At 55.2% G+C, this 20,659-nt stretch carries 19 protein-coding genes; 15 read left to right on the forward strand and 4 right to left on the reverse strand.

All coding sequences use genetic code 11. The features are described from left to right. Positions 1-122: 122 nt before the first annotated feature. Positions 123-1,298, forward strand: a complete 1,176-nt coding sequence (locus JK216_RS00265) for a M20 aminoacylase family protein (RefSeq protein ID WP_212710111.1) — start codon at positions 123-125, stop codon at positions 1,296-1,298. 48 nt (positions 1,299-1,346) lie between these two features. Here JK216_RS00265 and JK216_RS00270 read toward each other — a convergent pair whose 3' ends face one another. Then, the gene (locus JK216_RS00270) at positions 1,347-2,096 is read right to left on the reverse strand and encodes a transporter substrate-binding domain-containing protein (RefSeq protein WP_249212954.1); all 750 of its coding nucleotides are present in this window, start codon (positions 2,094-2,096) and stop codon (positions 1,347-1,349) included. Positions 2,097-2,548: 452 nt separating this feature from the next. Between JK216_RS00270 and JK216_RS00275 the strand changes: the two genes are divergently transcribed. From JK216_RS00275 to JK216_RS00340, 14 genes are all read left to right on the forward strand, one after another. After that, positions 2,549-3,082: a lysozyme inhibitor LprI family protein gene (locus JK216_RS00275; RefSeq protein ID WP_212711328.1), complete on the forward strand. Its 534-nt coding sequence runs from the start codon at positions 2,549-2,551 to the stop codon at positions 3,080-3,082. A 484-nt stretch (positions 3,083-3,566) separates the two neighbouring features. Next, positions 3,567-5,039 (forward strand): aldehyde dehydrogenase family protein, encoded by a 1,473-nt coding sequence (locus tag JK216_RS00280; RefSeq protein ID WP_212706925.1) that lies wholly within the window; start codon positions 3,567-3,569, stop codon positions 5,037-5,039. Positions 5,040-5,065: 26 nt separating this feature from the next. After that, positions 5,066-5,734 carry a haloacid dehalogenase type II gene (locus tag JK216_RS00285; protein ID WP_212710114.1) on the forward strand — a complete coding sequence of 223 codons (669 nt, stop codon included), beginning with the start codon at positions 5,066-5,068 and terminating at the stop codon, positions 5,732-5,734. Positions 5,735-5,750: 16 nt separating this feature from the next. Continuing rightward, positions 5,751-7,028 (forward strand): FAD-binding oxidoreductase, encoded by a 1,278-nt coding sequence (locus tag JK216_RS00290; protein ID WP_212711329.1) that lies wholly within the window; start codon positions 5,751-5,753, stop codon positions 7,026-7,028. A 30-nt stretch (positions 7,029-7,058) separates the two neighbouring features. Continuing rightward, positions 7,059-8,663 carry an ABC transporter substrate-binding protein gene (locus tag JK216_RS00295; RefSeq protein ID WP_212710116.1) on the forward strand — a complete coding sequence of 535 codons (1,605 nt, stop codon included), beginning with the start codon at positions 7,059-7,061 and terminating at the stop codon, positions 8,661-8,663. 14 nt (positions 8,664-8,677) lie between these two features. Beyond that, positions 8,678-9,631 carry an ABC transporter permease gene (locus JK216_RS00300; protein ID WP_212711330.1) on the forward strand — a complete coding sequence of 318 codons (954 nt, stop codon included), beginning with the start codon at positions 8,678-8,680 and terminating at the stop codon, positions 9,629-9,631. Beyond that, positions 9,631-10,482, forward strand: coding sequence for an ABC transporter permease (locus JK216_RS00305; protein ID WP_212710122.1), 852 nt, complete (start codon positions 9,631-9,633; stop codon positions 10,480-10,482). The genes JK216_RS00300 and JK216_RS00305 overlap by 1 nt, the downstream gene beginning before the upstream one ends. Further along, positions 10,479-12,140 (forward strand): ABC transporter ATP-binding protein, encoded by a 1,662-nt coding sequence (locus JK216_RS00310; protein WP_212710126.1) that lies wholly within the window; start codon positions 10,479-10,481, stop codon positions 12,138-12,140. Before JK216_RS00305 ends, JK216_RS00310 begins: the two co-directional genes overlap by 4 nt. Positions 12,141-12,164: 24 nt before the next feature. Then, positions 12,165-13,496, forward strand: coding sequence for an FAD-binding oxidoreductase (locus JK216_RS00315; protein ID WP_212711331.1), 1,332 nt, complete (start codon positions 12,165-12,167; stop codon positions 13,494-13,496). A 10-nt stretch (positions 13,497-13,506) separates the two neighbouring features. Continuing rightward, positions 13,507-14,361, forward strand: a complete 855-nt coding sequence (locus tag JK216_RS00320) for a GNAT family N-acetyltransferase (RefSeq protein ID WP_212706932.1) — start codon at positions 13,507-13,509, stop codon at positions 14,359-14,361. Continuing rightward, positions 14,361-15,287, forward strand: coding sequence for a glyoxylate/hydroxypyruvate reductase A (locus JK216_RS00325; RefSeq protein ID WP_212706933.1), 927 nt, complete (start codon positions 14,361-14,363; stop codon positions 15,285-15,287). The genes JK216_RS00320 and JK216_RS00325 overlap by 1 nt, the downstream gene beginning before the upstream one ends. After that, positions 15,287-16,420, forward strand: a complete 1,134-nt coding sequence (locus tag JK216_RS00330; protein WP_212711332.1) for a M20 aminoacylase family protein — start codon at positions 15,287-15,289, stop codon at positions 16,418-16,420. The genes JK216_RS00325 and JK216_RS00330 overlap by 1 nt, the downstream gene beginning before the upstream one ends. A gap of 149 nt (positions 16,421-16,569) precedes the next feature. After that, positions 16,570-17,871, forward strand: coding sequence for a 4-aminobutyrate--2-oxoglutarate transaminase (gene gabT / locus JK216_RS00335; RefSeq protein ID WP_212706935.1), 1,302 nt, complete (start codon positions 16,570-16,572; stop codon positions 17,869-17,871). A 102-nt stretch (positions 17,872-17,973) separates the two neighbouring features. Beyond that, positions 17,974-18,468, forward strand: coding sequence for an Lrp/AsnC family transcriptional regulator (locus JK216_RS00340; RefSeq protein WP_212706936.1), 495 nt, complete (start codon positions 17,974-17,976; stop codon positions 18,466-18,468). A gap of 100 nt (positions 18,469-18,568) precedes the next feature. Here JK216_RS00340 and JK216_RS00345 read toward each other — a convergent pair whose 3' ends face one another. From JK216_RS00345 to JK216_RS00355, 3 genes are read right to left on the reverse strand one after another with little or no spacing between them, the layout of a single operon-like run. After that, complete coding sequence (locus JK216_RS00345) at positions 18,569-18,859, reverse strand: DUF1330 domain-containing protein (protein WP_212706937.1); 291 nt, start codon at positions 18,857-18,859, stop codon at positions 18,569-18,571. Position 18,860: 1 nt separating this feature from the next. After that, complete coding sequence (locus JK216_RS00350) at positions 18,861-19,544, reverse strand: type 1 glutamine amidotransferase domain-containing protein (RefSeq protein WP_212711333.1); 684 nt, start codon at positions 19,542-19,544, stop codon at positions 18,861-18,863. Between the two features lie 16 nt (positions 19,545-19,560). After that, positions 19,561-20,598, reverse strand: a complete 1,038-nt coding sequence (locus JK216_RS00355) for an NADP-dependent oxidoreductase (RefSeq protein WP_212706939.1) — start codon at positions 20,596-20,598, stop codon at positions 19,561-19,563. Between the last annotated feature and the right edge of the window lie 61 nt (positions 20,599-20,659).

Raw genomic sequence — 20,659 nt, forward strand, 5'->3', positions numbered from 1 at the left:
CAGAATCATGACTTTCATCGACGGACTGTCAGTGATCTGAAAGTTAATTATGATTAAGTATTTATCGGGCCCTGATATGCTGTTGATGATGCAAACACAACCTATAAAAAGAGAGATACACTATGTCTGATGTTGTTATCCCGGCGATTAAACAGTATGAAGAGGAGATGATCGCTATCCGTCGTCATCTGCACGCTCACCCGGAACTCAGTCTGCAGGAATTTGAGACCAGCCAGTTTGTCGCTGAAAAACTGACGGAATGGGGCTACCGGGTGACGCGGGAAATAGGTAAAACCGGGCTGGTGGGGACGCTGAGCAAAGGGCATTCGGCGAAATCTATCGGCCTGCGTGCTGATATGGATGCCTTGCCGATCCAGGAAACCACCGGACTGAGTTATGCCAGTCAGCATCCCGGTAAGATGCATGCCTGTGGTCATGATGGCCATACTACCATTTTACTGTCCGCAGCCAGATATCTGGCCAGTGATGAATGCCGGTTTGATGGTACGGTACATGTGATTTTTCAGCCTGCGGAAGAAGCGATTGGCGGCGCTGATTTGATGATTCAGGACGGATTGTTTGAGCGTTTCCCCTGCGATGCTATCTATGCATTACATAACCGTCCCGGGCTGCCGGCCGGAAAATTTGGTTTCTATGCCGGTCATTTTATGGCCTCGGCTGATACGGTAAAGATCACTCTGCACGGTAAAGGCGGGCACGGGGCTCACCCGGAAAACACCGTCGACCCGCTGGTGGCCGCCGCCGCGCTGATTATGTCATTACAGACCATTGTCTCGCGTAATGTCACTCCGGGAGAGACGGCGATTGTCACCGTCGGGATGTTGCATGCGGGAGTGGCGTCCAATGTTATTCCCGAAACTGCGGAGATGGAACTGACGGTTCGGGCAATGAAACCGGAGGTCAGGGAACTGCTGATCCGCCGTATTCATGAAATCAGTGAACTGACAGCCCGGAGCTACGGTGCCAGGGCGACCCTGCAGGTCTGTGAGTCTTACCCGGTACTGACCAATAGTGCGCAGCACACGGCTGACGCTAAAGCGCTGGCGATTGAAGTCTTTGGCCGCGATGCCGTGGAAGACAATATTATTCCATCCACCGGCAGCGAAGACTTTTCCTTTATGCTGGAAAAACGTCCGGGGTGTTATTTTCTGCTGGGAAATGACAGCCCGCAGGGGCAGGGCTGTTCACTGCATAACCCGGGGTATGACTTTAATGACCAGATTATTTCTGCGGGGGCGTCTTTCTTCGTCAGGCTGGTACAACGGCATTGCTGCTGAGAGGTAAGCCGATAAGGGCTCTCCCCGGTACGGATACCGGGGAAAGACTTACTGTGGCGGATAGACGCTGAAGGTAAAATACTTTTTTTCGATACGCGCATATTCACCGCTTTTATGGATCGCGGCGATAGCATTATTAATTAAGGTCAGACGGGCAGTATCACCTTGACGTAAGCCGATCCCGGAACCCTGCCCGAAAAACACCTTATCTTCCGGCTGTGCACTGACAGAATAACCTTTCCCCTGCGGTGTTTTCAGAAAACCGTTATCTGCGGTGACGGCATCTGTCAGGGTGCCGTCCAGCCGGCCGGCCACCAGATCTGGGTAGATTGCATCCTGATTAGGATAGGAGACGACCTGTACCCCGGCCGGGGCCCATTTTGCTTTCGCCCAGGCTTCCTGGGTGGTTCCCTGGGCAACCCCGATAGTTTTTCCTTTCAGCGTTGCCAGGTCATCGGTGATATGGCTACCGTCAGCCACCACCAGTGCATTCGGTGTATGATAAATCATGTCCGAGAAAGCAATTTGTTGCTGGCGTTTCTCGGTACGGGACATAGAAGAGAGGATGGCATCAAATTTTTTCGCTTGCAGTGCCGGAATCAAACCGTCGAAGCTGAGCTCTGTCCATTGGCAGGTCACCTGTGCCTGTTTACAGATAGCGTTACCGAGATCAATATCGAATCCCTGTAATTTGCCTTCTGCTGTTTTAAATTCAAAGGGCGGAAAGGTGGGATCCACGGCAAAGCGCAATACGTCAGCAGCGCTGGCAATACCGCTGATACCTAACAAACCGGCCAGCCCACAGGCAGAAATGATTTTTTTCACTGATGATTACCTTATTAATTATAATACCCTGTTATCCGGCAACCGGAGGTTACCCGGCCCTGTATTCTTAATTCTGCTGCAGTCTGTCCTCTGCAACCTGTATTTCAATAACAGAACAGAAAGTAACGGTCAACAGGGATTAAGCGCAATCAGAACAGGGGGAGAGCATCGGCTGACGCAATAAATATGAGCGGTAAATCCCCGCATAGACAACGTGCCGCCTGAGTGCGTTTTGCCCTGCGGAACAGACTGCCAGGAATACGCTCGTGCGCTTTGCACTTATTCGCCACCGTGTTCAGCCAGGCGAAACGGCAGAGAGCGGGCTGACTTTTTATACCCTGTATATACACCTGTGCCCTGGCTGGCTTACCCGCAGCAGGACAGCACGCTGTTCAGGGTGGCTGACGGGCAGCACCTGAAGGCGTATGTGGATAAATCCCGGCAACGGGCGGCAGTATGTGCACAAATCTCAGGTTAAAACTTTAGAAGGTAAGTTGACTTACAACGCTGAAGGAAATGATATTTCATCATCTCTATATGATAGCCGGGTTATTCACTGGCCGGGTAATGATCTTTCAGGCGTAACACTTGGTCGTGGTTATGATATGGGGGGGCGTACTGAGAACGATGTATATAATGATATGATTGCATCAGGCATACCTAACCCTCAGGCTGTTAAAATATCAAAATGCGCAGGACTTAAAGGCGTTGCTGCTCGTGATCATGTAAGTACTGTTAATTCTGCATATATAAATGATGAATCTTTAAAGCAGGCGTTAGTAAACAACATTAAAACGTCCCAGAGGGATTGGATTAAATTCAGGGATTCTGATTGTAAGTTATACTCATTCCAGATAGATAACAAAAGCCCGGCATATCAAACGACCGTCAATCAGTGTGTTGCAAAAATGTCAGAAACCAGAGGGGAAGAGTTGGCTGAGCTTTCTGGCAACATGTAAGCTATGGAAATAAATTTTAAAAGGGTCTTTCTGAGATCCTTTTTTATGTTTTTAACTTCCATATCCCGCTCTTTTTGTAAAATGTCGTATTTTGCAGCTTCGCTCCCATTGGGAAAAAATGTTGGACCTTGTTATGCCTGCGGGTCTTGAGCGGAGTGCTTCACATGCATAGCACTCCATTCTGTCTAAAAAACACCCTTAACGCAGGATGTTTTCCGTTTTCCGGCCAGAACCCGGACAGCTTCTTTTTAGTGCATTCCTTCTGCGGTTGCATTATTTTGGTGTTTTTATCAAATCATTTAAAAACAGCAGGTTATATTTATTCTTTGCGATTGATTTCAAATTTATCGTCTGTTCGGCAGGAAATTTTTTTCCGTCCCCGTTAAACGCATTTTATTTCGCAAAATATCTGGCACGCATTCTGCATTATCCAGTCAGACGGTATTTTCATTGTTTGTACTGCATGACTGAATAAGGTGTGTCTATGTTAAGTTTCGACCCGAATAAGGTTGAGTTCAGCACCGGGAATTATATTGACGGACAGTATTGTCATAAAAACCAGGGGCAGATTCCGGTACACCGGCCATCTGACGGACAAAGCTATGCCGATATTCCGGAAAGCGGTGCACAGGTGGTTGCTCAGGCGGTTGAAATAGCGGAACAGCAACGTATCCGCAGCGGCTGGTCAGAAGCATCGCCACGTCAGCGCGGGGCAGTATTACGCCGCTGGGCCGATTTAATTGAAGCCGATGCGCCTTATCTTGGCCAGCTCGAAGCTCTGGGATCAACACGGCCGATCAGCGACGTGATTCATCACGAAATTCCCTTTACGGCAGAAGCGATCCGTTTTTACGGCGAGTGTGCGGATAAATACAGCGGTGACCTGTTACCGACCCGTAAAGACAGCCTCGGGATGCTGGTGCCTGAACCTTACGGGGTGGTCGGGGCGATTACTCCGTGGAACTTCCCGTTATCGATGGCGTCGTGGAAATGCGGACCGGCGCTGGCGGCGGGCAACGGGGTGGTGCTGAAACCTTCAGAACTGACGCCATTTTCCACCCTGCGGCTGGCCGAATTGGCAGTACAGGCCGGCCTGCCTGCCGGGGTACTGAATATTGTTCAGGGCAGCGGCAGGCATACCGGCAGTGCACTGGTGAAACATCCGCAGGTCCGCAAGGTTTCCTTTACCGGTTCGACGGCGACCGGGGCGCAAATCATGAGTGACGCCGGATTTAATGGTATGAAGCCTGTCACCCTCGAACTGGGCGGTAAAAGCCCGCAACTGGTCTTTAACGATGCCGGTGACCCGGCAGAGGTGGCCGCGCGGATCCTGCGCGGATTTACCGCCAATGGCGGCCAGGCCTGTGTTGCCGGAACACGGCTGGTTGTGCAGCGTGGTATCGCCCCGGCACTGATCGATCATCTGCTGCAGTTATGTCAGTCATTCCGTCCCGCCAATACCTGGCAGGGATCCTGCCAATACTCCCCGTTAATCGACCAGCGTCAGGGCGAGAAAGTGCAGCGTCTGGTGCAGCAGTGTTGTGAACAGGGCGGGGAAATTCTGACCGGCGGCCAGCGCTTTGCCGGGACAGAACAGGGCTGGTTCTGGCAGCCAACCCTGCTGAGCGGCGTGGCAGCGGATAATTGTGCGGTACAGGAAGAGATTTTTGGTCCGGTACTGACGGTGCAGTATTTCGATGACGAAGATGAAGGGATCGCCCTGGCACAGCATGAAACCTATGGCCTGTGTGCCGGAGTACATACCCTCAGTTTACCGGTGGCGATGCGGGCCATGCAGTCGCTGAATGCGGGCACCGTATGGATTAACCGTTATGGCCGCAGTGGTGACTTTATTATTCCGACCGGCGGATTTATGGGGTCGGGTATCGGTAAAGATCTGGGACGTCAGGCTTTCCAGGCCTGTCAGCGCCAGAAAAGTGTACTGATCGATTTTTAGTTCTGTCTGTTAACGGAGACCACGCTATGCCTGTGTTTACCCCGAAGTTTATTACCTTTGACTGCTACGGCACCCTGATTAATTTTGATATGGCAGGTGCCGCACGCCGCTGTTTTGCCGACCGGGTCGGGGCAGATGTTATGCCGGCCTTTATCAGCGACTTTGCCCGTTTTCGGTTAGATGAAGTGCTGGGAGCCTGGAAACCTTACTATGAGGTGGTCAGTAATGCCCTGCAAAGATCCTGTCATAAATGGAAAGCCGAATGGCAACCGGCCGACAGTGATTTTATTTATGCCGACTGTAAAACCTGGACTGCACATCCGGATGTGCCCGGCGGGCTGCAAAAAATTGCCTCTGAGATCCCGTTAGTACTGCTGACCAACTCTATGAACGATTTGATACCCCACCATGTACCGCGGCTGGGGGCACCGATATATATGACCATCACCGCCGAGGAGACCGGCGCTTACAAGCCGGCGATGCGTGGTTTTGAATATATGCTCGACAAACTGGGCTGCGGACCGGACCAGATCCTGCATGTTTCCTCCAGCCTGCGTTACGACCTGATGACCGCCCATGATCTGGGGATCACCCATAAAGTCTTCGTTAACCGCGGTCATGAACCCGGCTGTCCTGAATATGGTTACAGTGAAATTCAGGATATCAGCGAACTGCCCGCAATCGTCGGTCTGTGACAGGAGTGTAATCCCCATGAAACTGGAATCATTCTGGCAACACACCGCCCCGGAATTTCACGGGGGATGTCAGCAACCGTTACCCGCCAGGGCGGATGTGGTGGTGATCGGTGCCGGGTTCAGTGGCATCTCAGCGGCCCGTCAGCTCGCCCGCCAGGGACTGGAGGTGGTGGTGCTGGAAAGGGAGCAGGTGATGAGCCAGGCTTCCGGGCGGAACGGCGGCCACTGTAACAGTGGCGTGGCACAGAATTTTGCGGCACTGGTAGCAAAGAAAGGACTGGAGACCGCCACCAGATTTTACCGTGCTTACGATGATGCGGTCAGTTATGTGCAATCCCTGATCAGCGAAGAGTCTATCGATTGTGATTTCCGCCTGTGCGGCAAAATAAAACTGGCGAGTAAACCCGGCCATTTCGCCTCCCTGCAGTCAGCCGCCGAACTGATGCGCAAAACCGTCGATCCGGAGGTGGAATTACTCTCTGCCAGTGAGATCCGCGATGAAGTCGGCAGTGATGCTTTCCACGGGGGATTACTGCAAAGGCGTGGCGGGCAGATGCATATGGGCAAATTCGGGACCGGGCTGGCAGAGTCTGCCGCCAGCGCCGGGGCCCGGATTTTTGAACAGCACGAAGTCACCGGACTGACCCGGCTGGCAGGTTATCAGCACCGGGTGACTACGGCGCACGGCAGTATTGTTGCCGATAAAGTCCTGCTGACCTCCGGCTGTTCAAACCAGGGGCCTTTCCCGTGGTTTCAGCGGCGGATTGTGCCGGTCGGCAGTTTTATTATCACTACAGCCCCCCTGGCGGCACAGACCTTACAGCGTCTGTTGCCAAAAGACCGCACTTATGTCACCTCGATGAATATCGGTAATTATTTCCGTACCACCGCTGACCGGCGGCTGGTGTTTGGTGGCCGGGCCCGTTTCTCTGTCAGTAATCCCGCACAGGACCAGCGCAGCGGCGACATCCTGCGCACCTCAATGCAACGTCTGTTTCCGCAACTGGCAGATACGCCTGTCGACTATTGCTGGGGCGGGATGGTGGATATGAGCGCCGATCGGCTGCCCCATGCGGGTGAGCATGACGGACTGTTTTACACCATGGGTTATAGCGGACACGGCACTCAGATGTCCGTATTGATGGGAAAAGTGATGGCAGACCTGATCAGCGGCGCCTCTGACAACAACCCATGGCAAAGCCATGGCTGGCCGGCGGTGCCGGGGTATTTTGGCAAGCCCTGGTTTCTGCCCCTGACCGGACTGTATTACCAAACGAAAGATCGCCTGTTCTGACAACAAAAATCGTGATGTGGAGAGGATCGGATGAAAAAAGATAACGGACAGTCCCTGAGTCATGTTCAGCTGAATAGCCTGCTGCAAAAGGGGTCTTTATCGCGGCGTAGTCTGCTGAAAATGTTATCTGCCGGGGCGGTACTCAGCAGCGGAATTATTGGTTTTCCTGAACTGGCCATCGCCGAAAGCGCTCCGCTAAAAGGCGGTAAAATGCGTGCGGCCATGTCCAACTCATCGGCCACTGATACTCTGGACCCGGCCAAAGCCAATAACAGTGCCGATTACACCCGCCAGTTTATGTTTTACAACGCCCTGACCGAAATTGATGATCAGCTGGTGGCAAAACCGGCACTGGCATCATCGGTGCATTCTGATGACGGCATCAGCTGGCAGATTACCCTGCGGCCGGGGGTCAGTTTCCACCACGGAAAATCCCTGACCGCAGACGATGTGGTCTGGTCGCTGGCCCGCCATAAAGACCCGGCGGTGGCGTCGAATGTGTTTGCCCTGGCACAGCAATTTAAAACTATTTCGGCGGTTAACCCTCAGCAAGTCTCGATTGTGCTGGAAGGCGCTAATTTTGATTTGCCGCTGATGCTGGCATTGCCATCATTCCTGATTGTGCCGGCGAATACCACGGACTTCAGTAAAGGGATTGGCACCGGACCTTTTGTCTGCCAGACCTTTGTCCCGGGCATGCATACAATTGGTACCCGTAACCCGGATTACTGGAAACCCGGCCTGCCACACCTTGACCAGCTGGAACTGCTGGGGGTGTCTGACCAGGCGGCGCGGGTAAATGGCCTGATGTCCGGTGACCTGCATATCTGTTCAGCCATCAGTCCCGGCTATGCCCGACAGCTGAATGCCAGCGGCGGGCAGTGCAAAATTCTGGAGAGTAAGTCCGGGATGTATACGGATCTGATTATCCGTACCGATACGGCACCGGGCAGCAATCCTGATTTTGTGATGGCGATGAAGTATCTGCAGCCGCGCGAAATGATGGTGAAAACGGCCCTGCAGGGATACGGCACGGTCGCCAATGATACCCCGGTTCCGCCGTGGCACCCCCTGTATAACGCTGATCTGAAACCCCGGCCGGTCGATACAGATAAAGCCCGTTTTTACCTGAAAAAAGCGGGTATGGAAGGGGCCAGGGTGGAGGTTATTACCGCGCCGACCCTCGACGGTGCCATCGAAGGCGGCCTGATGATGCAAAACATCGCACAGCAGGCCGGACTGAACCTGAATGTACGGCGGGTGCCTTATGAAGGTTACTGGTCGGCCCACTGGATGAAAGATCCTGTCGGCTATGGGTCGATTAACCCGCGCCCGACGCTGGATCTCTCGTTTTCCCAGTTCTACCTGTCAGGGTCGGCCAATAACGAATCAAAATGGAAAAATCCGCAATTTGACCAGTTAGTGGTTGCAGCGCGCGGGGTGCAGGATCCGGTCAAACGCAAACAGATGTACGACGATATGCAGACGCTGATTTATGACCACTGCGGTACGCTGATCCCGATGTTTGTCAGTTCACTGGATGGCTACAGCAGCAAGGTTCAGGGGCTGAAAGCATGGCCTGCGGGAATGATGATGGGTTACCGCTTCCATGAGAATGTCTGGCTGTCTGCCTGAGTAAGGAGTGTGCGATGAACCGTTATATGTTGTTGCTGATTGCCCGGCGTATCGGGGCGGGACTGCTGACACTGGTTATTGTTTCGATGGTGGTGTTTTTTATCACCAGTTTATTACCGGGCGATGCCGCTCAGATGATCCTCGGGCAAAATGCCACACCGCAGACGGTTGCTGCATTGCGTCACCAACTTGGCCTGGACCAGCCATTACTGGTCCGCTATTACCACTGGTTTACCGGTCTGTTCTCCGGCAATTTCGGCATATCGTTTGCCAGCCGTATCCCGGTGCCACAGCTGATCGCCGCCCGTATCCCGGCGACCCTGGAACTGGCCGCGACCACCAGCCTGGTGTCGGTGCCGCTGGCCCTGTTTATCGGCATTACCGCCGCCATGCAACGGGATAAGTGGCCGGATAAACTGCTGGTCAGCGGCACGATGGCGACCGTGGCGGTCCCGGAATTTCTGATTGCCACCGTGGCGGTGATGATTTTTGCGGTGCGTCTGCACTGGGTCCCTGCGATGTCGTTCGGCAGCCCTGAGCCGGGCATGCTCAGTTTTATTAAAACCTATGCACTGCCGGTGCTGACCCTGTGCTGTGTACTGACGGCACAGATGGCCCGCATGACCCGTGCCGCCATTATCAGTCAGCTGGACAGTCCTTATATAGAAATGGCGATACTGAAAGGCGTCTCCCCGGTACGCGCCGTTATGCGCCATGCTTTACCTAATGCGGCCGGTGCCATCGCCAATGCCATCTCCCTGAGCCTGTCCTACCTGTTTGGCGGGGTGATCATTATCGAAAACATTTTCAACTATCCGGGGCTGGCCAGCCAGCTGGTGGATGCGGTCAGTAACCGTGACCTGCCGGTGGTACAAATCTGTGTGATGCTGTTTGCCGGTTGCTACCTGTTGTTATTGCTGCTGGCGGACATTGTCACTATCGCGTTTAACCCGAAATGGAGGGGCTGATGAGATATTTAAGCGCAGCGTGGCATTTTTTTGTCGCCTTAACACCGGCAGGCCGTCTGGGGCTACTGGTGTCATTATTCTGGGTAGTGATCGCGATTGCCGGACAGGCACTGGCCCCGTATCCGGTGAATGATATCGGCGCCGGCCCTCTGTTCGGCGGTATGTCAGCCCATTACTGGCTGGGTACCGACTACCTGGGTCGCGATATCTTAAGCCGCATTATCGCCGGCAGCCGTTACTCCATCGGGCTGGCCCTGACTTCCGCAATACTGGCCAGCGTGATCGGCACCTTACTGGCCCTGCTGGCGGCAGTTTCCGGCAGCTGGCTGGAGGAAATCCTTGGCCGGATTAACGATGCGCTGCTGGTGCTGCCGGGTAAAGTGATGTCCCTGATGATCGTGGCAGTGTTTGGTTCTTCACTGCCAATGCTGATTATTACCGCCGTCTTTACCTACTGGCCGGGGGCGTACCGGATAGCTTTTGCACTGGCCAGCCAGTTGCGCAATATGGACTATGTGCGGGCCTCGGCATTGCGCGGCGAAAGTCGCTGGTATCTGGCAATCCATGAAATTTTACCGAATATGATCCATCCGATGCTGACCGACTTCGGCTTACGTTTTGTCTATATCGTGCTGTTGCTCAGTGGTCTGAGCTTTCTCGGGCTGGGTGTGCAGCCGCCTCAGGCCGACTGGGGCAGCCTGGTACGTGAAAATCTGCAGGGGCTGTTTGACGGTTCTCCGGCGATCCTGATGCCTGCGCTGGCCATTGCCAGCCTGACCATCGGCGTCAACCTGTTTATTGACAGCCTGCAAAATATGCGTCCGTTAGTGCGGGTTCAGGAGGGAGTATGACAGTGACTGTGTATCCGGCGACACCGCTGATTATGGCCGACGGCCTGCAGGTCAGTGCATTCAGTCAGGGGACTGAAACCGTACTGGTCAGTGATATTCATTTATCGGTGAAGAAAGGTGAAGTTCTGGCACTGATTGGTGAATCAGGATCGGGAAAAACAACGATCGCCATGGCACTGATGGGATATGCCCGCCACGGCTGCAGGATCACCGGCGGCAATATTCATGTGGCGGGCCGGGATGTGCGGGCCATGAGTGCCCCGCAGCTGCGCCAGTTCCGCGGTAACGATATCGCGTATATTGCCCAGAGTGCCGCATCGTCCTTTAACCCGGGGATGAAGATTATCGATCAGGTGACTGAGCCGGTACTGATCCACCGGCTGATGTCCCGCCAGCAGGCCAGACAGAAAGCCATCGCCCTGTTCCGCGAACTGGCATTACCCCGGCCAGAGACTATCGGTGAAGGTTATCCCCATCAGGTATCAGGCGGGCAGTTACAGCGGCTGATGACCGCAATGGCGCTGATGGCTGATCCTCAGGTAATTATCCTCGATGAACCGACCACCGCACTGGATGTCACCACTCAGGTCGAAGTACTGAAAGTGCTGCGTAATGTGGTGGCCCGCCGCGGTATGACGGCAGTTTATGTCAGCCATGATCTGGCGGTGGTGGCGCAGATGGCAGACCAGATTATGGTATTGCAGCAGGGCCGAATGATTGAGTCCGGCCCGACCGCACGGCTGCTGGGCCATGCCAGCGAACCCTATACTCACCAGTTAATGGATGCCGCGCGGCATCACCCCCGGCCGGGCCACTGGCAGCGCGACAGCAGGGATATCCATCCCTTGCTGGAAGTCCGTGACCTGGCCGTGGGCTACGGGGCGAGGAATAAACAGGGGTTGCCGAAAATCCGTATTCTGGAGCAGATCAACCTGCAGTTATGGCGCGGCCAGGCGATTGGCATTATCGGTGAGTCGGGTTCCGGAAAAACAACCCTTGCCCATGCGATTGCCGGGCTGAATCCTGCCTGGAATGGTCATCTGTTATTTAATCACCACTATATTTCCACGGATCTGCAGCAGCGCCAGCCGCAGGAGTTACGGCAGATCCAGTATGTTTTCCAGATGGCAGATACGGCACTGAATCCGGCCCACACGGTCGGCGAGATCCTTGGCCGTCCCCTGACATATTTCCGGCAGTTACACGGAGACGCGCTGGAGAGCGAGATTATCGCCTTACTGGCACTGGTAAAACTTCCTGCCACACTGCGTCACCGTAAACCGGCATCCTTGTCCGGCGGGCAGAAACAACGGGTCAGCCTCGCGCGGGCGCTGGCGGCCCGGCCGGAAATTATTATCTGTGATGAGGTCACCTCCGCGCTGGATACGGTCGTCGCTGCGGCAATCCTTGACCTGATTTCCGAGCTGCGGCGCAAGCTGAAATTATCGGTATTGTTTATCAGCCACGATATGCATGCGATCCGCGCGGTCTGTGATGAGATTGTGGTGATGAAACAGGGCCGGATTGTCACGCAACTGGCCAGTGACGATTATGACAAGCCTTCCGGCGAACTGTACTTTGAGCGCCTGAAACGGGCGGTACCTGAGTTACGCTGCGGCTGGCTGGATGAACACCGGGATACGCTGAAAGCGGAATAAAATAATTAACAGAGGATGGTCTTTATGCCTGCGCTTATTCAATACGTTCAGGACAGTCTGTATCTGCCGTCGTCGGCTGATGTGGTGATTATCGGTGGCGGTATTGCCGGGGCGGCAGCCTGCTGGGAACTGGCCCGCCAGGGGGTCAATGTCGTACTGCTGGAAAAAGGCTTGATCGGTGCTGAGCAGTCGAGCCGTAACTGGGGCTGGTGCCGTCAGCAGAACCGCGATGAACGTGAATTACCGCTGATTATTCATGCATTGCAACGCTGGCAGCAACTGAACCAGGAAACCGGTGAAGAGCTGGGGTTCCGTAAAACCGGTCTGGTGTATGCCACCCGTAATGAACAGGATATTGCGGCCTGGGATAACTGGGGGAAAATGGCGAAAAGCTATGATATTCGCAGTCAGATCCTCAATGCCTCACAGGCCAGAGCGCTGACCCCGGGCAGTACCACCGACTGGAAAGGCGGGGTTCATTCCCCCGACGATGGTCATGCAGAGCCCTCGATGGCGGCCCCGGGGCTGGTACGTGCGGCCATCAGAAAAGGGGCTCAGGTTTTTCAGCAATGTGCCGTGCGTGGACTGGATATCAGCGCCGGGCGGGTCAGTGGTGTAGTGACTGAGCGCGGAATAATAACAACCTCGCGTGTTATCTGTGCCGCCGGGACCTGGACATCCATGTTTTGTCGCCGTCATGGCATTGATTTACCGCTGGGGAATGTGATTGGCAGTGCTTTCCGCACTTTGCCGGTAAAGCCGGTGATCAGTGTCCCGTTTTATACGGACAGCTTCGCCTGCCGTCCGCAGCTGGATGGCGGTTATACCGTCTCCGTTTCGGGGCGCGGCCGTCTTGAACCGGGCTTCCAGGGGCTGAAATATGCCCGTCAGTTCTACAGTACTTTCAACGCACGGCGCCACAATCTGACGGTCAGTCCCGGAATTATGCCGTTTATCCGCGGGCCTGAGGCCCTGGCCCGCTGGTCAATGGAGGGTGTTTCCCCGTTTGAAAAAGTAAGGATCCTCGATCCGGCTGCCGACCAGGCGATGGTTCAACAGGGGCTGACGGCGATGGTGCGCGAGTTTCCACAGCTGCAAGGGATTCAGGTCGCCCAGAGCTGGGGCGGGATGATAGACAGTACCCCGGACGCTATCCCGGTGATTTCACCGGTCGAAAAACTTCCGGGTTTGATTGTCTCCGCAGGCTATAGTGGTCACGGATTTGGTCTCGGGCCGGGTGCCGGACGGCTGGCGGCAGATTTAGCCACCGATGCGCCGCCGGTCGTTGATCCGACACCCTACCGTTATTCACGCTTAGTTGACGGCAGCGGACTGAATACCCCGGGAATGATGTAAGGAAAAGAGAATGACAATTGAACTACGTAGCATGCAGGAAACAGATTTAGCTCAGGGGTTCCGGCTGAGCCAGCAGGTCAGCTGGCCACACCGTTATCAGGACTGGCAACAGGCGCTTTCTCTGGGCGAAGGGGTGGTGGCTGAAAATCAGCATGGGGTGGTTGGCTGTGCGCTACTGTGGCAGTGGGGTGAAGCGCGCAGCACACTCGGGCTGGTGATTGTAGACCCGGCTTGCCAGGGGCAGGGGATCGGCAAGCAGCTGATGCAGGCATTACTGGAAAAAGCCGCTGGCGGAAATGTCCGGCTGCATGCCACCGAAATGGGTAAAGGTCTGTATCAGAAATACGGTTTTGTCGTGCAGTGCAGTGTTTTTCAGCACCAGACCGCACAGCTGCCGGAAATCAGCGCTCCCCGGCCTGATGCCACCGCCGGGGAAACTGTCCGTCCGCTGCGCAGGGAGGAGTTACCGGCACTGATCGAACAGGATTATCAGGCCCATGGCCTGTATCGTCCGGCATTGTGGCAGGATTTGTTACAGAGTGCCGACGCGCTGCTGGTGCTGGAAAACCCGGCCCGGCCGCTGGGATATATGGTGATACGTAAATTTGGTCGTGGCCATGTTATCGGCCCTATGCTGGCGGCGGATGAATCCAGCGCCAGAAAATTATTTGGTTATGCGGCGGCACAGCTGACCGGTCAGTTTGTCCGTATTGATACTTACGGTAATACAGCGTTTTCTGACTGGCTGTCAGAGTGTGGGTTACCGGTGGTGGATGCGCCACTGATGATGGTGCGGGGCACGCCCTGGCAACGTAAGCCAGAGGCGATGGCTGATTTCAGTTTTATGTCACAGGCGATGGGCTGATGAGTATTGTTTACCGTTCCGCGCCGCAACGCGGGCAAATCTGGCAGGCGTGGCTGGCAGAACATGCCGCCGATCTGCCCTTTTATCAGTGGCCGGAGACCGGTGATCCGCAACAGGTCCGCTATCTGGTGAGCTGGGATATTCCGGATAATCTGGCTCAGCGTTTCCCGAATCTGCAGGTTATTTTCTCGGTGGGTGCCGGGGCCGACCAGTTTACCTCAGAGGCGGTGCCGCCCGGGGTCAGTATTGTACGGATGATTGAACCCGGTCTGATGGATGATATGGCGGCTTATATTACCTTCTCGGTGGTGGCACTGCACCGCGGAATGCCCCGTTATCTTGAACAGCAGCGCCAGCAGCAATGGCTTAAACACCCTGCGCCGGCCGCGGCGGACTGCCGTGTCGGTATTCTCGGGCTGGGAAATCTGGGGCAGGCTGCCGCCCGGGTGCTGAACACACTGGGGTATTCCTGTGCCGGCTGGAGCCGTACGCCCAAGTCAGTCGCGGGTGTGACCAGTTATCACGGTGACCCGCAACTGGGCGAGTTCCTGCGGCAATGTCAGATACTGGTGTGTTTATTGCCGCTGACAGATCAGACCCGCGGCATACTCAGCCAGGCGCTATTTTCACAGTTACCGGACGGGGCCTGCCTGGTACATGCCGGGCGGGGGAAACAGCTTAACCATCAGCATCTGCTGGAGGCCCTCGACAGCGGCAAACTGAGCCGTGCGGTTATTGATGTGACTGAACCGGAACCACTGCCGGCCGGACATCCGTTCTGGCTGCATCCGAAGATCTGGCTGACACCGCATATTGCCAGCGAAACTCATGCAGAAAGCGCGGTAAAAGTGTTACTGGACAATATCCGTAACCACCAGCAGGGTAAGCCGATGAAGGGTGTTATTGATAAACAACGGGGGTACTGATGGATATTCAGAAATGGACCAGCGTCCGCCGTCAGCTGCACCAGCATCCGGAAACGGGGTTTGCTGAGGAAAAAACGGCGGCACGGATAGCAGAGTCTCTGCGCACGATGGGGATCTCCGTCGAACAAGGGATCGGTAAAACCGGCGTGGTCGGGCTATTACAGGGTAAACGCCCCGGCCAGCGGATGATCGGCCTGCGGGCGGATATGGATGCCCTGCCAATGCAGGAGCAGGGCAGCAGCGCCTGGGCGAGTAGCACTGCCGGGGTTGCCCATGCCTGCGGGCATGACGGCCACATTGTGATGTTGCTGGCCTGTGCCGAAACTCTGGCCAGAAACCCGGATTTTTCCGGCAGTGTGTGCTTTATTTTTCAGCCGGCAGAAGAGGGTCTGGCGGGGGCGAGGGCGATGATAGATGACGGCTTATTCAGCCGTTATCCCTGCGATGCAGTATACGCTATCCATAACTGGCCTGAATTACCCCTCGGAGAGTTACGTACCCGGCCGGGGCCGATGATGGCGGCCGCTGATCGTTTTGATATTACCTTATCCGGCGGTGGCGGCCATGCGGCTCAGCCGCATCTGAGCCCGGATACTCTGCTGGCAACCAGTGAACTGGTGGTGGCCCTGAACAGTCTGGTCCCCAGAACGCTGAACCCCCATGAGGCGGCATTACTGACAGTGACCCAAATACACGGCGGTACTTCGCACAATATGATCCCGGCAGCGGCCACCATCACAGGCACGGTCCGGACCTTTAGTCCGCAGGCAAGGGATACCCTTGAGCGGCAGCTGCGGCTGAAAACGGAACATATCAGCGCCGCCAGCGGGCTGCATGCAGAGATCCGTTACCACCGCTATTACCCGGCAACCTGTAACAGTCCGCGTGAAACCCGGCTGGCCCTGGCAGCCGCAGAACGGGCCGGTCTGATTGCTCAGCAGGCCGATTATCCGGCCCTGACCTCCGAAGATTTTTCTTTTATGTTGCAGGAAAAACCCGGGGCCTATGTCTGGCTGGGATCCGGTCCCGGTTATCCGTTACATCATCCCTGTTTTGACTTTAATGATCAGGCAATCCCTTACGGGGTGCGCTGGCTGTGTGAAGTGGTGTACGGGGAAAATGACGGGCTGTAGTCAGGGCGGCCATTACAGCCCGTGTCCGCAGCAGTAATATTTCGCCAGAAAAGAAAGCGTGTTATCTCGTTACCGGCGGGCAGTTCTGCCGGACGGCAGGTGGTCGCATCAATGGGCCACAACAACCCCACTAATCACAGGAATCTACTATGAGCGATATAACAGCGGTAACCCATAATGATGTCTGGCTGGATCGGCGTCACAGGCATGTCCCCCGCGGGATAGTCACGGCACATCCTCTGGTGGTGGAAAGAGCCAGCGGCAGCGAAGTCTGGGATACGGAGGGTAACCGTTACCTGGATTTTGTCGGCGGTATCGGGGTACTGAATGTCGGGCATAATCACCCGGCGGTTAGCGCGGCGGTCACCCGTCAGCTGTCGAAGGTGTCTCATGCCTGCTTCCAGGTCGCCGCCTATCCGGGGTATATCAGTCTGGCAGAACGCCTGAATCAGCTGGTGGGCAAAGACACGGAGTGCCAGAGTGTGTTTTTTACCAGCGGCGCAGAAGCGGTTGAGAATGCAGTAAAAATTGCGCGGGCGGCGACGGGACGGCCGGGGATTATCGCCTTTGATGGTGCCTTTCATGGCCGTACACTGCTCGGTACCAGCCTGACCGGTATGAGCCAGCCGTATAAACAAAACTTCGGCCCTTTTGCTTCTGCCATCTATCGTTTGCCGTACCCGAATCCGTATCGTGACATCAGCTGGCAGCATTGTCTGAATGCGCTGGAGATGCTGTTTTCGGCACAGATCGTGCCGGAGCAGGTGGCGGCGATATTACTGGAACCGGTGCAGGGGGACGGTGGTTTTCTGCCGGCACCGCCGGCTTTTATGCAGGCATTGCGTAAAATTACCGAAAAACACGGCATCTTACTGATTTGTGATGAAGTTCAGACCGGATTCGGGCGGACGGGCAAAATGTTCGCCTTCGAACACGCAGACATTATGCCGGACCTGGTCACGGTTGCCAAAAGTCTCGGCGGCGGGCTGCCCATTTCCGGGGTGACCGGCCGTACTGAAATAATGAATGCCCCTCTGCCCGGCGGGCTGGGAGGGACCTACGGCGGAAATGCGCTGGCCTGTGCGGCCGCCCTGGCGGTACTGGATGTAATAGAACAGGAAGATTTACTGGCCCGCAGTCTCCGCCTCGGGCAGATGCTCCGCCAGCGGCTGGAACAGCTGGCCGGTAAATATGCCTGTATTGGTGAGGCGCGCGGGGTCGGTTTTATGCAGGCGGTGGAAATTATTGATCCGGACAGCGGAAAAGAAGACCCGGCCCTGACGCAGGCAATTCTGCAGGCGGCATTCAGCGAAGGACTGCTGCTGATTAAATGCGGGTTGCAGCGTAATGTGATCCGTTTTCTGGCACCGCTGGTGACCACCGATTCTCAGCTGGAGGAAGCCTTACATATTTTTGATATCGCGCTGGCGAAAGGGACCGGCCGGATTTGATGACGAAAAATTTTATCTGATAAACCACGCCACAGACGTAGCCATTTGCTATTAAGGCGTGGTATATCAGTTAATTAAGTTTCGTTGATCTCAGAGGGTATTATGAATGGTCTGCTAAAACTGGATAGACTGGATATCAGTATTCTTGCCCATCTGCAGAAAGACGGCCGGATCAGCAATGTGAACCTGGCGGAGGCGGTCGGCTTATCGCCAAGCCCTTGTCTGCAGAGGGTGAAACGTCTGGAGGCGGCCGGATTTATTGGCGGATATGAAGCCAGCCTGAATCTGGCCAAAATTACCGAATCTGTCAGTGTGTTTACCGAAGTGACACTGAATGGTCACCGGCGTGAAGACTTTCAGCGTTTCGAACACTGTCTGAGCCAGACTGACGAACTGATGGAATGCCACCTGATCACCGGAGGATATGACTATCTGCTGCGGTTTCTGACCCGCAGTATTGAGCATTACCAGGAGGTAATTGAGGGGCTGCTGGACGAGAATATCGGCATCGGCAAATACTTCAGTTATATTGTGATTAAATCACCGATCCTCAAAAAGAGTGTTCCCCTGTACAGCCTGCTGGAAAAAAGTGAATAGCCCCCGGACTGTCTGGCCTGATGGTCAGGGCAACAAAACACCGGAAGACCGCTCAGTCCCCCGGTAATTGTGGCAGAGTGTCAGCGATCGGCCGGGTAAATCAGTCCAGACCTTCGGTCAGCACCACCCGGTAGCGGGCCCCTTTCAGCCGGTGCAGCTTCGCCGCCTGATAAGCAGGGCTGTGGTACCAGTCACGGGCCGCAGCAGTGTCGGGAAATTTCAGTATCACGACACCTTCAGTGTCTGCACCTTCGAGGCTTTCTGCGGCACCGTAAAATGCCAGCGGCGTCAGAGGATGATCTCCGCGGGCAGCGCTGGCTTTTTCGGCATAGATATCCATTTCTGCCTGGTCGCAGGTCTGATCACGGATAAATACAATATAGGCGCTCATCTTATTGCCCTTTAATCGCTTTGATTAATTCACGGGCGGTTTCGGCAGAAGAGCCCGGGTTCTGCCCGGTGATCAGCAGACCGTCACGTACCACATAAGATGCCCAGTCCGGGCCTTTACTGTATTCGGCTCCCTTCTGTTTCAGCATATCTTCGACCAGGAAGGGCACCACATCGCTAAGCTGCACGGCATCTTCTTCACTGTTACTGAAACCGGTGGCCCGCAGTCCTTTAACCAGCGGCTGGCCATTGGCTTGTTTTGCATGACGCAGCACCCCCGGCGCGTGGCAGACCGCAGCCACCGGCCGGCCGGCTGCCAGTAATGTTTCGATAATACTGACTGAGCGGGTATCTTCGGCCAGATCCCATAACGGACCATGACCGCCCGGATAGAAGACCGCATCATAGTCGCTGGCGTTGACCTCAGACAGCCTGAGGGTGGTGGCCAGCTGTGCGGTTGCTTCGGCGTCTTTTTCGAAACGCCGGGTGTCGTCTGTCCGGAAATCAGGCAGGTTGCTTTTCGGATCCAGCGGTGGTTGTCCGCCGGCCGGAGAACTGAGGGTCAGTGTGGCCCCGGCATCTTTAAAGACATAATAAGGCGCAGCCAGCTCTTCAAGCCAGAATCCTGTTTTTTCACCGCTGTTACCCAGTTTATCGTGGGAAGTCAGTACAATTAAAATATTCATCAATTTTTCTCCGGGGTTAGTGGTCACCGGCGACACGGATCACCAGCTTGCCGTAGTTGTTACCCTGTAACATGCCGCTGAAAGCCTGCGGGGCCTGTTCCAGCCCCTCAACAATATCTTCACGGTAATAAATCTTTTTCTGCCGCAGCCAGTCGCTCATCAGGGTCCGGAAGGCAGGGAAATGGGGGGCGTAGTCGTCAAAAATGATAAATCCCTGAATACGGATACGTTTTTTCAACAGTGTACCGATAAACTGCGGCAGACGGTCGGGACCGGCGGCGGCTGTATTGTCGTTGTAATGGGCGACCACACCACACAGGGGGATCCTTGCTTTGCTATTGAGTAACGGCAGCACCGCATCGAACACCGCTCCGCCAACGTTTTCGAAGTAAATATCAATTCCGTCCGGGCAGGCGGCCTGTAATTGTTGCCGAAAGTCGGGTGCACGGTGATTCAGGCAGAGATCAAACCCGGCATTGACCACCGCATCACGGCATTTTTCATCACTGCCGGCAATGCCGACCACACGGCAGCCTTTCAGCTTACCTATCTGTCCGACGGTGCTGCCGACCGGCCCGGTTGCGGCAGCAACCACCAGGGTTTCACCGGCCACCGGCTGACCAATATCTGTCAGCCCCATCCAGGCGGTGAAGCCCGGCATGCCGGCCACGCCTAATGACAGGGAAGGGTGTTCAGGGTTGCTTCCCAGACTGACCACCCCCTGGCCGTCAGACAGGGCGTAATCCTGCCAGCCTGACCAGGCCATGACCCAGTCGTCTTTTTTAAATTCCGGGTGACGGGAACGGATAACCCGGCTGATGGTTCCGCCCACCATAACCTCACCGATAGCCACCGGCGGAGCGTAGGAAGGGGCATCACTCATCCGGCCACGCATATAAGGGTCGAGAGATAAATAGACGGTGCGCAGCAGGATCTGTCCTTCATCCGGCGCAGGGATCTCCGCATTTTCGAGGCGGAAATTATCAGAGGCCGGACAGCCATCGGGACGGGAAGCCAGTACCCAGCGGCGGTTGGTGTGTTCTGTCTGTGGCATAATATCTCCCGTAATTAAATTAGACCAGTCGTCTAGATGGTATGTAAAAACAACATTCAGG

This window comes from Tatumella sp. JGM94 (assembly GCF_018257595.1).
GTDB lineage: Bacteria > Pseudomonadota > Gammaproteobacteria > Enterobacterales > Enterobacteriaceae > Tatumella > Tatumella punctata.

Coding starts and splice junctions, on each gene's coding strand:
- JK216_RS00275 (WP_212711328.1), top strand. CDS start 2,549: ATGTGGATAAATCCCGGCAACGGGCGGCAGTATGTGCACAAATCTCAG.
- JK216_RS00310 (WP_212710126.1), top strand. CDS start 10,479: ATGACAGTGACTGTGTATCCGGCGACACCGCTGATTATGGCCGACGGC.
- JK216_RS00330 (WP_212711332.1), top strand. CDS start 15,287: ATGGATATTCAGAAATGGACCAGCGTCCGCCGTCAGCTGCACCAGCAT.
- JK216_RS00345 (WP_212706937.1), bottom strand. CDS start 18,859: ATGAGCGCCTATATTGTATTTATCCGTGATCAGACCTGCGACCAGGCA.
- JK216_RS00315 (WP_212711331.1), top strand. CDS start 12,165: ATGCCTGCGCTTATTCAATACGTTCAGGACAGTCTGTATCTGCCGTCG.
- JK216_RS00305 (WP_212710122.1), top strand. CDS start 9,631: ATGAGATATTTAAGCGCAGCGTGGCATTTTTTTGTCGCCTTAACACCG.
- JK216_RS00295 (WP_212710116.1), top strand. CDS start 7,059: ATGAAAAAAGATAACGGACAGTCCCTGAGTCATGTTCAGCTGAATAGC.
- JK216_RS00290 (WP_212711329.1), top strand. CDS start 5,751: ATGAAACTGGAATCATTCTGGCAACACACCGCCCCGGAATTTCACGGG.
- JK216_RS00350 (WP_212711333.1), bottom strand. CDS start 19,544: ATGAATATTTTAATTGTACTGACTTCCCACGATAAACTGGGTAACAGC.
- JK216_RS00300 (WP_212711330.1), top strand. CDS start 8,678: ATGAACCGTTATATGTTGTTGCTGATTGCCCGGCGTATCGGGGCGGGA.
- JK216_RS00355 (WP_212706939.1), bottom strand. CDS start 20,598: ATGCCACAGACAGAACACACCAACCGCCGCTGGGTACTGGCTTCCCGT.
- gabT (WP_212706935.1), top strand. CDS start 16,570: ATGAGCGATATAACAGCGGTAACCCATAATGATGTCTGGCTGGATCGG.
- JK216_RS00325 (WP_212706933.1), top strand. CDS start 14,361: ATGAGTATTGTTTACCGTTCCGCGCCGCAACGCGGGCAAATCTGGCAG.
- JK216_RS00340 (WP_212706936.1), top strand. CDS start 17,974: ATGAATGGTCTGCTAAAACTGGATAGACTGGATATCAGTATTCTTGCC.
- JK216_RS00285 (WP_212710114.1), top strand. CDS start 5,066: ATGCCTGTGTTTACCCCGAAGTTTATTACCTTTGACTGCTACGGCACC.
- JK216_RS00280 (WP_212706925.1), top strand. CDS start 3,567: ATGTTAAGTTTCGACCCGAATAAGGTTGAGTTCAGCACCGGGAATTAT.
- JK216_RS00265 (WP_212710111.1), top strand. CDS start 123: ATGTCTGATGTTGTTATCCCGGCGATTAAACAGTATGAAGAGGAGATG.
- JK216_RS00320 (WP_212706932.1), top strand. CDS start 13,507: ATGACAATTGAACTACGTAGCATGCAGGAAACAGATTTAGCTCAGGGG.